The organism is Thalassospira mesophila, assembly GCF_002115755.1.
Lineage (GTDB): Bacteria > Pseudomonadota > Alphaproteobacteria > Rhodospirillales > Thalassospiraceae > Thalassospira > Thalassospira mesophila.
This window is the reverse complement of record NZ_JFKA01000002.1, coordinates 530,077-542,694: the sequence shown is the minus strand read 5'-3', so window position 1 is coordinate 542,694 and position 12,618 is coordinate 530,077. Positions and strand designations below refer to the sequence as shown.

The window sequence follows — 12,618 nt, the reverse complement described above, 5'->3', positions numbered from 1 at the left end:
GTCAATTAAACATCGCATCAATATCAGCCTGTGACACGCCCTTGCCCTCAAGCTGCGGACCATTCAGCAAGGCTTCATCACCCTGCTTGTCGTCTTTTGACTTGCGCGGGTTGGCTTCTGCATAACGTGCGATCTCCGCACCAAATGCCGTTACCAGCCCTTCTACCCGTTCTTCAATGGCCTTCAAGGCCTTGACAACCTTGGTCGTCCGCTGCCCGGTGATATCCTGAAAATTACAGGCTTCATAAACCCGCATCGTCGCATTTGTCACAATCTCGGCCTGTTCGGGCGGCAAGCTTGCGGCAAATTCTTCAAGCGAGTCCATTGCATCAAGAATTTCGTGTGTTGCACCGGCGGTCGCATCAACAATGGCGTCCAACTCGTCGGTCGCATTGGGAATATATTCGGCCTTGATGTCGTCGGGCCGCAAAGACGCAATTTCCGATTTCATCTTGCGAATGATATTGGAAAGCTCGTCCAATTCCCCAAACAGGCGTTTTTCATCCTGATTGTCGGTTTTCGTGCTGGCCGGAAGAAATTTTGCCAGACTTTCAACAAGCCCGGAAACTTCTTCAATCTTCAGATCGCCTTTTTCAAGACGTTTCTTAAGCTGTGCCAGCAGGTCGCGTAACTGGGTATCATCCACGGCGGTATCACGGGACAAAATGCCCCGTGCCCCTCTTTGACTTAGAAATCACCAAGAACCGTGGTCAGCTTACCCTTGAGGGTTTCGGCATTGAACGGCTTGACGATATAATTTGATACACCGGCTTTTTTGGCCATAACGACGTTTTCAGTCTTGGCTTCAGCCGTGATCATGATGAAGGGAAGATCCTTCAGCTTCGCATCCGCGCGAACTTCCTTGAGCAACTGAAGACCAGTCATCGGCTCCATGTTCCAGTCGGAAATCACCAGGCTGAACGGCTTTTCGCGCAATTTGCGCAACGCCATGCTGCCGTCTGTTGCTTCTTCAATATTGGTGAAGTTCAACTGGCGAAGAAGATTACGGATGATACGCAACATGGTTTTGTAATCATCGACAATCAGAATTGGCATATTGGGATCGACGGACATTTACCACTCCATGATGCTGTCAATCTGGAAAAACACCCAGCTTTGGTTCGGAACTTTATCTTCGTGATGTACCTATTTAATTTAGGTTAATCAAGGCTTTTCACTTTAACAAGAATGGGGGTTTTCACACCCTGTTTCAAGAACTTCCCCCAAAACAGGGCGATAATTAACCCCAAAGCCCCAAGGCGCATTCGCAAGTCGCGCCAGATCAGGGGTTGGTCAATGGCAGCGAACTCAGATCGCGCTTGTAAGCAAGCTCGGTTGTCAGGGCGCGGGCGCGTTCGGGCGTCATCTGGGCCAGAACCGACGCCGTATTGGCCTCGCGCATGCCCTGTGCCACCTGCAAAAGAATGTTCATATCCAGATCGTTCCAGATACGGGCCGCATCCTTGGGCTTCATTTTTTCATAAACCGTGATCAGCTTCTTGATCCGGTCGTCGTCCTTTTCGTCTTTCTTTTCGACCAGCTGCGCAATCGAGGCCTGCAACCGTTTCATTTCGGAAATTTTGCTGTCTATCCGCGCCTCAGCAGCGGTCAACAGGCTTTCACGTTCGTCAAGGCGCTGCTCGCGACGGTCAAGTTCGGAGCGGCGCGCCGACAAGTTTTGCAAAAGATCAATTTCTTCCTGGGTAAACAAGGTCGGATCACCGCCAAAACTGGGCGGGTCTTCGGCCGCGTTGCCCCCGCCAGCGGCCTCCTGGTCCATCGCCGGTGTCAACGCATCGGCACCGCCCGCCGGGGCATCCAGACCGGGCCCACCGGCAATGCCCGCCGGATCGGCAGGGTTTTCCTGCGCGCGTGCGGCCTGCACCATGCTAACGGCGGCGGATTCCTGCATATCACCGCCATCGCGCCAGATCGACACGACATCAGAGACCTTCAGTGACAGGACAACACCCGACACAACGATCAGCACTGGCAAAATACGCAAAGAAGACATTCACTCACCCGACATTAAGCAGCAGTCCGCAGCGCGAACCACATCAAACCCGAAACGTAATTTTGCTGTCCCCACAAGACAGCCCGTATATGAAAATGGGCCGTCATCCCCACCAGAACAAGCCTGCATCCGCAAACCTGTGCCGATTTTATTGCACAACAGCAATGCAAATTCCCACATATATCCCGACCACGCACCCATCGTGGCTGAACATTCCCTTATCGTCCGTTACCCAATCGTAACGCCATTACCGTACCGAACGCAACGCTGCCAGCAATTCACGTTCGGCGTCCGACCGTCCGGCGTCTTCGTCGGCATCATTGTCGTCCATCAGGTTGGCCCGGCGATCATCGCGCATGGACGTCGACGCACCTGACGATGCCGAAGAAGACCGATCATCACGCATGTCGCGCGACGCCGCGCGGCCACCACCATTTTCATAGGTGTTCCGCGCACTTTGGCGTTCGGTATCGCGGACCAGACGGGCAGCCAGTTCCTCGGCGCGGGTTTCGATCCCGACATTGCGATCACTGCGATCATTCCGGTCGCCCCGGTCATTCCGATCACCCCGTTCGTTGCGGTCGCCCGCATCGTTGCGATCATCCATAACCTGTTTGCCGCCATTGCCAGATGCGCCAAAACCGGCATCGGCCCCGGCGGCCTTGCGCGCGGCATTCACACCGCTGGCCGCTTTTTCAAGACGGTTGGCAATCGCGTCGCCACGGTCAACCATAAAGGACAAATCTTCATGCAGGCCACTGGCCCGCCCGATATCCTCGCGCAACGCATCCCCGCTTTGCGATGCCATTTCCTTCAAGGACTGGATCAGTATTTCGGCCCGCTCGGTCGCGGCATGAAAGGCCGATAGAAACTGTTCCATATCCTCGCGGTTACGACGAAAGGCTGCAAGCCTGCGATTAAGCATCAGCGCATAGATGATTGTCGCTACCAGCAAAACAATCATCAGGAGATCGAGGTAAAACTCGACAGCCATCAGCCGGTTTCCTCCTTGTTCTTGCGCGCACGTTCGCGCACCTGAATGGCGATCCGATCCCCTTTTCGCCCCATCAGGCCGCGAAACAGGGCAACATCCCCGCACCGCACTTCGACCGGCGATGTCGGCCCGGTATTAAGCAACATCCGGTTCCCCACTTCCAGATTGATCACGTCCCCAAGGGCCATCACCTGTTCATCAAGGACGGCCAGCAGGTTCACATGTGTTTGCCAAAGCTCATTGGCCAGATGGTTTTCCCAGATCGAGTCACGGCCGAACTTTTCGCCCATGAACATCTGAAGCAGCAATTCACGTACCGGCTCCAGTGTTGCATAAGGGATCAGCAATTCAAGCCGACCGCCGCGATCTTCCATATCAATGCGCAACTTGGCCACAATGGCGGCATTGGCATGGCGGGCAATGGTGGCAAAACGCGGGTTGGTTTCAAGGCGTTCAAACCGGAAATTAACCGGGCTTAGCGGGTCAAACGCGGCGGAAAGATCGCCCAGAACCACATGGATCATGCGTTCAACCAGATTGCGTTCAATCGTGGTATAGGGTCGGCCTTCAATCCGCATAGCGGCGGTACCGCGCCGCCCGCCCAAAAGCACGTCCACAATCGAATAAATCAGGGCTGAATCAACCGTCAACAGACCATAATTGTCCCATTCCTCGGCCTTGAAAACACCCAGCATGGCGGGCAAGGGAATGGAGTTCAGATAATCGCCAAACCGCAATGACAAAATGTTATCGAGCGAGACTTCGACATTGTCCGAGGTAAAGTTACGCAACGAGGTCGACATCATGCGCACAAGGCGGTCAAACACCACCTCAAGCATCGGCAACCGTTCATAGGCCACCATCGACGAGTTGATAATCGCCTGAATACCCGACTGGTCGCCCGAGCCGCTGCCATCGTCAAAGCCCAGCAGACTGTCGATTTCGTCCTGGTTCAGAACCCGCGCAGATCCGGGGCCGACAAGTTCTTCGTCCTCGCCGCCATCCTCGCCAAGCATGGATTCCCATTCGGCGGCCATATCATCGCCGCCGTCACCGTCGTCGTCTCCGCCCCCGGCCATGGCTTCCCATTCGGCGGCCAGTGCATCATCATCGTCTTCTTCGGCCATCGGCGTTTATCCCAGGCTTAAATCTGCGGTCATGCGCGATACATTATTGTACCAGCATTTCCTTGAACAAAACGTCGTTAATTTTGGCGGGCTTTGCCGCCGCACTTACCCGGATCAGCAATTCTTCGCGCAGGCGGAACATCCCCTCGGACCCGGCAAGATCTTCCGGGCGCAATTCGCGAAGATAGACCTGAAAATTATCAACAATGCGCGGCATCATCTGCTCGACCTCGGGCACCTTTAACTGATCGGCAACTTCCAGACTGACCCGTATTTTCAAATAGCTGGGCTTGCTGGTGCCGGTATTCAAATTTACCAGAATTTCAGGCAAATCAACAAAACCGACATTGTCTGGCACGCCCGGCGCCTGTTCAATCGCGTTTTCAGGGGCTGCTTCCTCGGTGGTCTGGCTGCTGCCCCCCAGAACCATGTCGATCACCGGCTGCATCAACCCGGTAAAATAGGCCGCAGCCGCACCACCAACCAGCAACAAAATTATCAGAACAATAACAATCAGCAGCTTTTTGCTGCCGCCTTTGCCATTACCTTCGCCTTCAATTTCGTCGAGATCTTCGCCCATTATGCCGTCCTGCCCCGCATATCGTCACCTTACACTGGTATGCGCACCCGCACAGCACACCATTTTGACAGCCTTAAACCGGCCACGTTAATATTCCGTTGCCGACACTATCAAGCCTGCGGCCAATCGACAACAAAAGCCCCGTCTTAACACTGCGGCAATCACACCATCCACGCCCCGGCATCTATCGTAACGATAGTGAACTGTATTGCCTGTGGTGCCTGTATTGCCTGTGGTGCCTGCGTCATCTTGTTATAATTTGGGGCGCGCGGCCCGAAATTGCCAGCCTCCCCGCCCGATAACGCAAGAACATTGCCAAAACAAAGGGCGATACAGCGACAAAAACGGTCGCCGCCCGTGTTTTCCCATTATGGCAAGGACAAAAAGGAGGGCTGTTCTTGCCGCATCCTGCCGATTTGGTGCAGGGCAAGTTTTACCGCACACCTATAATCCATTGTTTTTAAATTATATTTTAAATCTGGCATGCCATTCGCATTAAAGCTTGCAACCAATTTTGCCTGCAAGCGGGATATGACCCATAATGGAAAATACATCCTATATCGCCCTGTCGCGCCAGATGGTTTTGCGTAGCAAGATGAACAACATTACGCAGAACCTGGCCAACATGGATACCAACGGGTACAAACAGCAAAACATGATGTTCACCGACTGGATGGCGGCGAACAAGGATGCGCCGTTTCGCGGCGAACGCAAAATCGCACTGGTGCAGGATATCGGCCAGTATCGTGATACGACGGTGGGCAATATCGAAACCACTGAACGCGATTTTGACGTGGCGCTGACCAAACCCGACATGTATTTTTCGGTCGATACCCCCAATGGCACCCGTTACAGCCGAAACGGCAATTTTTCGCTCGACCCTGGTGGCCAGCTCATTACATCGGAAGGCTATCCGGTGTTAACCGATGCCGGACAGCCGCTGTTTTTTGGCCAGGCTGACACCCGCGTGACCATTGCCGGGGACGGCACGGTTTCAACCGATGTTGGTCAGGTCGGGCGCCTTGCGGTTTCCACCTTTGACAATATCCAGCTACTCAAACCCGAGGGCTCGTCGCTTTATAATACCGACCAGCAACCCCAGGCGGTTGAAAGCCCCGGTGTTGTTCAGGGTTCCCTTGAAAAATCCAACGTTAATCCGATCAAGGCGATGGTCGACATGATCGACGTATTACGGACCTATCAGGCCGTGACCAAGACCGTCGAAAATGAAAACCAGCGCCAGCGCGACATGATCAGCAAGCTGGGCGATGTCCGCGCCTGATTGATATGAACAGTTTGTTCCGCACCCCGGTGTGGAACCATGAAGACAGCGCATAAAGCGCAGGATGAGGAGACAAAAATGCGGTCACTCGATATTGGAGCCCTTGGCATGATGGCACAATCCACCAACGTGGATGTGACATCGAACAACATCGCCAACATGACCACCACCGGCTATAAACGCCAGCGCGCCGAATTTCAGGATCTGTTGTATCAGGATTTGCGCCGTGCCGGTTCGCCGTCATCTGATACCGGCACGATTGTGCCGGTCGGTGTGCAGGTGGGCTTGGGGGTAAAAACTGCCGCCATTGGCCGTTATACCGGGCAGGGCAGCGTAACCATGACCGAAAACGAACTTGATGTTGCCTTGCAGGGACGCGGGTATTTTCAGGTTGATTTGCCCAGCGGCGAAACCGCCTATACCCGTGATGGCACGTTCAAACTTGATGGCAACGGCCAGATCGTGACCAAGGATGGTTATGCGATCCAGCCGGGCATCACGGTTCCTAACAATGCCACATCGGTTACCATTAACGGATCGGGCGAAGTTTACGCCGAAATTGATGGCCAGGTCGCGCCGCAGAATCTGGGTCAGATTCAGTTGGCAACCTTCATCAACCCGGCAGGTATGAGCGCACTTGGCGACAACCTGTTTCTTGAAACCGATGGCTCGGGCACGCCCAATACCGGCACGGCGGGCTCGGTCGGGTTTGGGACCTTGTTGCAGGGATATCTTGAATCTTCCAACGTCAACGTGGTTCAGGAAATCACCAACCTGATCAAGGCCCAGCGGGCCTATGAAATGAATTCTAAATCCATTTCCACCACAGATGAAATGATGAGCGCGATCAGCAATCTGCGTTAAGGACACGGGCATAACAGAGGGTGACCCCATCCTCTGCCCGAGACACGCCTGTTCATTCCGGTTCAGGCGTGGCAGGATAAGGTTCAATTTTACCTGCTGTCCATTTTTTGGTGCTAACATTCCGGCCATGATCATTCGAAACATCATCGTTGCCATTACGTTGGCCCTGTTTTTTGTCTTTCCTGCCCCGTCCCGGGCGCAGGATATGGATATTCTTTTGCGCCCGCAGGCCCATATCGAAGGGGCCTATGTGACACTGGGCGATATTTTCAGCGGCTTGCCGATCGACCAGGAAACGGTTGCCGTGGCCCATGCCCCACAACCGGGCCAGCAGGCCGTGCTTGATTATCGCTGGCTGGCAGGAATTGCCCAGCGCTACAAGGTCGCGTGGCGCCCCCGCACCACGGCCGACCAGATCATCATCACCCGCGACAGCCAAAGCATTGGCATGGACGAAATTTCCGATGTCATTCATGGCGCGCTACAGGAAAACGGCATCGCGCCGCCATTTTCCGTGGATATGGGCGGCGACACCTTTCGTATTGAATTGCCCGTCGATGCCCCCGCGCAAATAGAAGTCACCGGCATTAACATCAACCGCCGTACCGGGCGCTTCATTGCCGATGTTACGACCGGGCGGGGCTCTGCCCAGCAACGCACCTATCGTATGAGTGGGCGGTATTTTCCGCTAGAACAAGTGCCGGTACTGGTTGACCCGGTGCGGCGTGGCGATATTGTGCGCCCCGATCAGGTCGAATTGCAGGAGGTTCGCAGCGACCGCCTGCAGGCCAATGTTTTGCGCAACCCTTCGGATGTGATTGGCAAGGAAGTGCGCCGCAATGTCGGCCCCGGTGAACCCTTGCTGAACCGCGATTTCACGGCCCCGATTTTGGTCAAACGCGGGGCGATCGTAAACATTCGGCTTGAAACACCGAATATGTCGCTCACCGCACGGGGCAAATCGCTTGAAAACGGCTCGGTCGGTGATGTGATCCGGGTGGTGAACTTGCAAAGCAACAAAACCATTCAGGTCGAAGTAACCGCCGAAAACGAAGTGCGCGCCTTGCCCTCCATGAGCCAGTAAAACACCCTCGCCACCTTCCCACCCGCGCGCCCGTCACAGGCACGCAAATTTTCCGGCGTACCGGCACGCGAACGGGCAAACGCAGATCGGGATCGGTAATTCCATGGCTCTGACAAAGTCCGGTTTGCCGCTCTCTCCTTTCTTTACCGCCCCCTTCGTCTCCCCTCTCGTCCATTCTCCTCCCTGCCCCCCCCTGCAACTTTGCCCGGCAAGCTTTGCCTTGTCTGGCTTATGGAACTGGCACGCGGGTTGCTAGTTATACCGTGCGGAACCCAGGAGGACCCTATGACCAAACCCAAAACCCCGAAAACCGCCCGAATGGGCCGGTTTCACACGCCCAAAATGGCCGTGGCCCTGTCATTGATATGTGCGACGGCACTTTTGTCCGGGTGCAACACCTTGCGACGCCTGTCAGAAGTTGGCGAAGCCCCCAAGCTTTCGGGCATTAACAACCCGACCCAAAGCCCCGGCTATCGCCCGGTCAGCATGCCTATGCCTGCCCCGCAGGTCGCCGAAAGCAACCCCAACTCATTGTGGCGTACCGGCGCACGGTCGTTTTTCAAGGACCAGCGCGCCAGCCAGGTGGGTGACATTCTGACGGTGAGCATCGCCATTGATGACAAGGCGGAACTGGCCAACACCACCGCTCGCACCCGGCGCAATTCCGAAGATATGGGGGTGCCCTCGCTGCTGGGGCTGGAAAGCCAGTTTACCAAGGTGCTGCCCGAAAGTATTGACCCCTCGAACCTGTTTAACATCGACAGCAATTCGTCCAATTCAGGCGGCGGCACGCTGGATCGTAACGAAACCATCGACCTGAAGGTCGCGGCCATCATTGTGCAGGTATTGCCCAATGGCAATTATGTCATTCATGGCCGCCAGGAGATCCGGGTGAATGCCGAAGTACGCGAAGTTCAGGTGGCCGGTGTGATCCGGGCGGCCGACATTACGTCGGCCAATACCGTTTCCTATGACAAAATTGCCGAGGCCCGAATTTCCTACGGCGGACGTGGCACCATTTCCGATGTTCAGCAGCCGCGCTATGGCAGCGAAATCATGGATATCCTGCTTCCGTTCTAGTTTTTATGCGCAGGGTTTTGTTCTCTTCGGGGTTCCGCAGTCGGGCAATATTGCCCGCCCCGATGACCGGTCGGCATGAAAATGCCGGCCGGTTTTCTTTTACCGGCATCCGCACCGTTGGCCCGTGCAGACAAAAGAAAGGGACCGGCCCAGTCTGAGCCGATCCCTGTTCGGGTATCGCGTATTCGCGTTTCTCCCACAAGAAACGAATTTTTCGGCTGCGGGTTTCATTAAGAATTCCCGTCTTGTTACCGTATTTTTTTACCGCTGCGATTAATCGTCGCGGCGGGTTCGCTCCATCCGTTCATGACGTTCCTGGGCTTCAATGCTCAGGGTCGCAATCGGACGGGCTTCAAGTCGCTTAAGGCTGATCGGTTCGTCAGTTTCTTCGCAGTAACCGTAGGATCCGTCTTCAATGCGGCGCAAAGCAGCGTCAATCTTGGAAATCAGCTTGCGCGCACGGTCTCGCGTCCGCAGCTCAAGTGAACGCTCGGTCTCCGCTGAAGCACGGTCGGTAAGATCGGGTTCTTGCAATCCTCCGTCCTGAAGATTTGCCAGTGTTTCTGATGATTCGTGCAAAAGTTCGAGCCGCCAGGCTAAAAGCTTCTGGCGGAAATATTCCCGCTGACGCGGATTCATGAACTCTTCGTCCTCGGCGGGACGATAGTCAGGTGCTAATGTGATAGTCATGTATGCCCTCTATACAGGACTCACCGATCGCGCGGGAATATAGAGGCAGCAGCCTATGGGCGCAAGCTGATTGAACAATTTCGCCAAATCTATCGGGAAAACCCGAAAAAATACTGCGATTTCAAATACCTGCCCCGACAAAACCAAACTAACGCAAACCGGCAACATCCAGCTTTGCCAATTCAACCCTTGCGCGCAACTCTATTTCATCAAGGACCGCACTTAACGCCGGATCATCGACATCTTCGCGCTCTTTTCCAATAACATCAACAAGTTGCGCCAGTTGCGATGCCGGAAGCCCGCCGCCCAGCAAAGCCTGCCGGACACGGTCAAGTTGATCCAGCAAGGTCTTTGCCCGCAAAACAGACCGGCGACGCGGAGAATCCAGCGCATCGCCACTTTGTTGCAGTGCCAGCAAAGCCCCCAGCGCGCTTACCGATGATGGCGCATGCATGCCCTCGCTCGCAGCCGCGCGTTCGGGACCGGGCCCGTTTGATCGCATGGCATTGGCAAACCCCTGGTCATTTCCACCAGTGCCCGAAGCCTTGCGTGTCGATGCACCTGATGTGGTGCCTTTTGATCCGCTAACCTTCATGTTCGTCTACTGCCCTGTACCAAGATAACTGTTCATCGGAAAAGAATGCGCGTTTGCGTGTACCATATATCTGGAGGCAAACCGTTCCTTTGTCGAGTCTTCCCCAAAGCAGGCGTTTGGGCAACCGGAAAAAAATGCCGGGTTGGCCCCGCAACCTCGCCGATATGACAAAAACACTCTCCAGCCAATTGAGTTTACGGGAATTGCATTAAAACCGCCCTGCCGCGAACCTTGCAAACACTCGCTTGGCACGATTTTCGCTTTGCTTATGGCGAGGGCATCCGACCATGATGCCATCCCCGTTAACCGGCGGAAGTTTTCGCCCACGACACAGTGGAATGACCAATATGATCAAGCGTCTTGGCAAATATGCATTTCAGGCAGCGATTATCCTCGCGGCACTGGGCATTTTCGCCCTGGCTCCCATATCAGCAGCCCATGCCCAGTCTCGCATCAAGGACATCGCCGATTTTGAAGGTGTCCGTGACAACATGCTGGTGGGCTATGGTTTGATCGTTGGTTTGAACGGCACGGGCGACGACATGAAAGACGCGGACTTTACCCGCCAAAGCATGGTCGCCATGCTTGAACGGCTGGGCATCAATGTTCGCGACCAGATCGAAAACATCAAGTCGGACAATATTGCCGCGGTCATGGTCACCAGCACCCTGCCGCCTTTTTCCCGGCAAGGCTCGAAAATTGACGTCAGCGTCAGCGCGATTGGCACATCGGAAAGCTTGCAGGGCGGCACCTTGCTGGTCACCCCGCTGGTGGGTGCAGACGGCGAAGTTTATGCTGTCGCCCAAGGGCCGGTTGCCGTTGGTGGTTTTAGCGCATCGGGCAACGCCCAGACCGTGGTCAAGGGCGTTCCAACCGCCGCGCGCATTGCCAATGGTGCCATTGTTGAACGCGAAATAGATTTTAATTTGAATGCTATGAAATCGATGTCGGTTGTGCTGCGCAACCCCGATTTCACCACCGCCCGGCGCATTTCCAATGCCATTAATGCCTATCTTGGCGAAGTTGCCGCCCGCCCCAGCGACCCTGGCACAGTGCGCCTGACCGTCCCGGACCGCTACAACAAGAATGTGGTGTCGCTGTTAACCGATATTGAACAGCTGCGCGTTGAGCCTGACCAGATCGCCAGGGTGGTGATTGACGAGTCGACCGGGACCATTGTCATGGGCGAAAATGTCCGCATCAGCCGTGTGGCCATTGCCCAGGGCAACCTGACCATCCGGGTTACCGAAACACCGCAAGTATCGCAGCCCTCGCCGTTCTCGCAAGGTGGCACCACCACCACCGTTCCGCGAACCAATGTTCAGGTTGACGACGGATCGGATAAACAGCTGGGCCTGCTTGATACCGGCGTCAGCCTTCAGGAACTGGTCAATGGCTTGAACAGCCTGGGCGTTGGACCGCGTGACATGATCACAATTTTGCAGGCCATCAAGGCATCGGGTGCCCTTCAGGCCGAAATCGAGGTGATGTAATGATGATTGATGGCACCAGCGCCCTAATGGCGCAGGCCCAAACCAGCGCACAGGCCAGCAAGGCATCATCCATTGCCTCGCAAGTCAGCACCATGGGCAACGGCAAGCACAAAACACCGGCCCAGGCTGTCGAAGCGGGCAAACAATTTGAAAGCATGTTTTTGTCACAGATGTTGAGCCACATGTTTGAAGGGATCGAAACCGATCCCAATTTTGGCGGCGGGCACGGCGAAACCATGTTTCGCTCGATGCTGGTCGACCAATACGCAAAAACAATGACCAGTGCGGGCGGGGTTGGCATTGCCGATGCCGTCACCCGTGAAATCCTCAAGACGCAAGGAGCCTGATATCATGTCAACCGAACAGATGGTCATCGAGCTGAAAAGCGTCACCTTTGATCTGATTTCATTGCTGGAACGCGAAACCGACGGCATGCGCACCCTTGAAACATCCGAATATAACCGCTTTGTCGCGGAAAAATCGGCCTTGTCGATGCAATATGAACAGTTGGTACAAGAGCTGCGCGGCCGGGTCGACGATCTGAAAAACATGTCCGAAGACGAAAAGAACGAACTGCGCGAATTGCAGGCCCTTTTTCAGGAGGCCGCCAAGCGCAATATGCGCGCGCTCAAAGCCGCAGAAACCACCAACCAGCGCATGATCGACACCATTGTCCGGGCGGTAAAGAGCCGGGCCAATGAACAGGTCACGACCTATAATCGCGGCGGATATGCCAATACACCGACCAGTCGGGGTTACAGCACCGCCAAAAATCGCGGCACATTGTCCATCAGCCTGAACGAAACGTTCTAGGG

General features: G+C 55.1%; 15 protein-coding genes. 7 read left to right on the top strand and 8 right to left on the bottom strand.

Annotated features, from left to right (window positions below; genetic code table 11):
• Position 1: 1 nt before the first annotated feature.
• From TMES_RS06915 to TMES_RS06885, 6 genes are all read right to left on the bottom strand, one after another.
• On the bottom strand, positions 2–664 hold the full coding sequence (locus TMES_RS06915; protein ID WP_085580780.1) for a protein phosphatase CheZ: 663 nt from the start codon (positions 662–664) through the stop codon (positions 2–4).
• 23 nt (positions 665–687) lie between these two features.
• Positions 688–1,074: a response regulator gene (locus tag TMES_RS06910; RefSeq protein WP_085580778.1), complete on the bottom strand. Its 387-nt coding sequence runs from the start codon at positions 1,072–1,074 to the stop codon at positions 688–690.
• 208 nt (positions 1,075–1,282) lie between these two features.
• The gene (locus tag TMES_RS06905; protein ID WP_085580777.1) at positions 1,283–2,014 is read right to left on the bottom strand and encodes a MotE family protein; all 732 of its coding nucleotides are present in this window, start codon (positions 2,012–2,014) and stop codon (positions 1,283–1,285) included.
• Between the two features lie 247 nt (positions 2,015–2,261).
• Positions 2,262–3,008: a DUF6468 domain-containing protein gene (locus tag TMES_RS06895; RefSeq protein ID WP_085580773.1), complete on the bottom strand. Its 747-nt coding sequence runs from the start codon at positions 3,006–3,008 to the stop codon at positions 2,262–2,264.
• Entirely contained in the window at positions 3,008–4,135 is a 1,128-nt protein-coding gene (gene fliM, locus TMES_RS06890) for a flagellar motor switch protein FliM (RefSeq protein ID WP_085580771.1), read from the bottom strand. Before fliM ends, TMES_RS06895 begins: the two co-directional genes overlap by 1 nt.
• A 43-nt stretch (positions 4,136–4,178) precedes the next feature.
• Entirely contained in the window at positions 4,179–4,715 is a 537-nt protein-coding gene (locus TMES_RS06885; protein ID WP_085580769.1) for a flagellar basal body-associated FliL family protein, read from the bottom strand.
• Between the two features lie 541 nt (positions 4,716–5,256).
• Between TMES_RS06885 and flgF the strand changes: the two genes are divergently transcribed.
• The 4 genes from flgF (at position 5,257) to flgH (ending at position 9,025) form a co-directional block, all read left to right on the top strand.
• Positions 5,257–5,997 (top strand): flagellar basal-body rod protein FlgF, encoded by a 741-nt coding sequence (flgF, locus tag TMES_RS06880; RefSeq protein WP_085580767.1) that lies wholly within the window; start codon positions 5,257–5,259, stop codon positions 5,995–5,997.
• 78 nt (positions 5,998–6,075) lie between these two features.
• Entirely contained in the window at positions 6,076–6,861 is a 786-nt protein-coding gene (flgG, locus tag TMES_RS06875) for a flagellar basal-body rod protein FlgG (RefSeq protein ID WP_085580765.1), read from the top strand.
• 127 nt (positions 6,862–6,988) lie between these two features.
• On the top strand, positions 6,989–7,945 hold the full coding sequence (gene flgA, locus TMES_RS06870) for a flagellar basal body P-ring formation chaperone FlgA (protein WP_085580763.1): 957 nt from the start codon (positions 6,989–6,991) through the stop codon (positions 7,943–7,945).
• Between the two features lie 318 nt (positions 7,946–8,263).
• On the top strand, positions 8,264–9,025 hold the full coding sequence (gene flgH, locus TMES_RS06865) for a flagellar basal body L-ring protein FlgH (RefSeq protein WP_425444044.1): 762 nt from the start codon (positions 8,264–8,266) through the stop codon (positions 9,023–9,025).
• Positions 9,026–9,298: 273 nt separating this feature from the next.
• Here flgH and dksA read toward each other — a convergent pair whose 3' ends face one another.
• Positions 9,299–9,715, bottom strand: a complete 417-nt coding sequence (dksA, locus tag TMES_RS06860) for an RNA polymerase-binding protein DksA (RefSeq protein ID WP_085580759.1) — start codon at positions 9,713–9,715, stop codon at positions 9,299–9,301.
• Between the two features lie 148 nt (positions 9,716–9,863).
• Entirely contained in the window at positions 9,864–10,310 is a 447-nt protein-coding gene (locus tag TMES_RS06855) for a flagellar assembly protein FliX (protein WP_085580757.1), read from the bottom strand.
• A gap of 347 nt (positions 10,311–10,657) precedes the next feature.
• Between TMES_RS06855 and TMES_RS06850 the strand changes: the two genes are divergently transcribed.
• From TMES_RS06850 to TMES_RS06840, 3 genes are read left to right on the top strand one after another with little or no spacing between them, the layout of a single operon-like run.
• On the top strand, positions 10,658–11,803 hold the full coding sequence (locus TMES_RS06850; RefSeq protein WP_085581251.1) for a flagellar basal body P-ring protein FlgI: 1,146 nt from the start codon (positions 10,658–10,660) through the stop codon (positions 11,801–11,803).
• The gene (locus TMES_RS06845) at positions 11,803–12,150 is read left to right on the top strand and encodes a rod-binding protein (RefSeq protein WP_085580755.1); all 348 of its coding nucleotides are present in this window, start codon (positions 11,803–11,805) and stop codon (positions 12,148–12,150) included. Before TMES_RS06850 ends, TMES_RS06845 begins: the two co-directional genes overlap by 1 nt.
• 4 nt (positions 12,151–12,154) lie before the next feature.
• Entirely contained in the window at positions 12,155–12,616 is a 462-nt protein-coding gene (locus TMES_RS06840) for a hypothetical protein (RefSeq protein ID WP_085580753.1), read from the top strand.
• The last annotated feature ends 2 nt before the right edge of the window (positions 12,617–12,618 follow it).

What these genes read in the sequence shown, in the direction of transcription:
- TMES_RS06910 (WP_085580778.1), bottom strand. Translation starts at nt 1,074, where the DNA reads ATGTCCGTCGATCCCAATATGCCAATTCTGATTGTCGATGATTACAAA.
- TMES_RS06905 (WP_085580777.1), bottom strand. Translation starts at nt 2,014, where the DNA reads ATGTCTTCTTTGCGTATTTTGCCAGTGCTGATCGTTGTGTCGGGTGTT.
- TMES_RS06895 (WP_085580773.1), bottom strand. Translation starts at nt 3,008, where the DNA reads ATGGCTGTCGAGTTTTACCTCGATCTCCTGATGATTGTTTTGCTGGTA.
- fliM (WP_085580771.1), bottom strand. Translation starts at nt 4,135, where the DNA reads ATGGCCGAAGAAGACGATGATGATGCACTGGCCGCCGAATGGGAAGCC.
- TMES_RS06885 (WP_085580769.1), bottom strand. Translation starts at nt 4,715, where the DNA reads ATGGGCGAAGATCTCGACGAAATTGAAGGCGAAGGTAATGGCAAAGGC.
- flgF (WP_085580767.1), top strand. Translation starts at nt 5,257, where the DNA reads ATGGAAAATACATCCTATATCGCCCTGTCGCGCCAGATGGTTTTGCGT.
- flgG (WP_085580765.1), top strand. Translation starts at nt 6,076, where the DNA reads ATGCGGTCACTCGATATTGGAGCCCTTGGCATGATGGCACAATCCACC.
- flgA (WP_085580763.1), top strand. Translation starts at nt 6,989, where the DNA reads ATGATCATTCGAAACATCATCGTTGCCATTACGTTGGCCCTGTTTTTT.
- flgH (WP_425444044.1), top strand. Translation starts at nt 8,264, where the DNA reads ATGGGCCGGTTTCACACGCCCAAAATGGCCGTGGCCCTGTCATTGATA.
- dksA (WP_085580759.1), bottom strand. Translation starts at nt 9,715, where the DNA reads ATGACTATCACATTAGCACCTGACTATCGTCCCGCCGAGGACGAAGAG.
- TMES_RS06855 (WP_085580757.1), bottom strand. Translation starts at nt 10,310, where the DNA reads ATGAAGGTTAGCGGATCAAAAGGCACCACATCAGGTGCATCGACACGC.
- TMES_RS06850 (WP_085581251.1), top strand. Translation starts at nt 10,658, where the DNA reads ATGATCAAGCGTCTTGGCAAATATGCATTTCAGGCAGCGATTATCCTC.
- TMES_RS06845 (WP_085580755.1), top strand. Translation starts at nt 11,803, where the DNA reads ATGATGATTGATGGCACCAGCGCCCTAATGGCGCAGGCCCAAACCAGC.
- TMES_RS06840 (WP_085580753.1), top strand. Translation starts at nt 12,155, where the DNA reads ATGTCAACCGAACAGATGGTCATCGAGCTGAAAAGCGTCACCTTTGAT.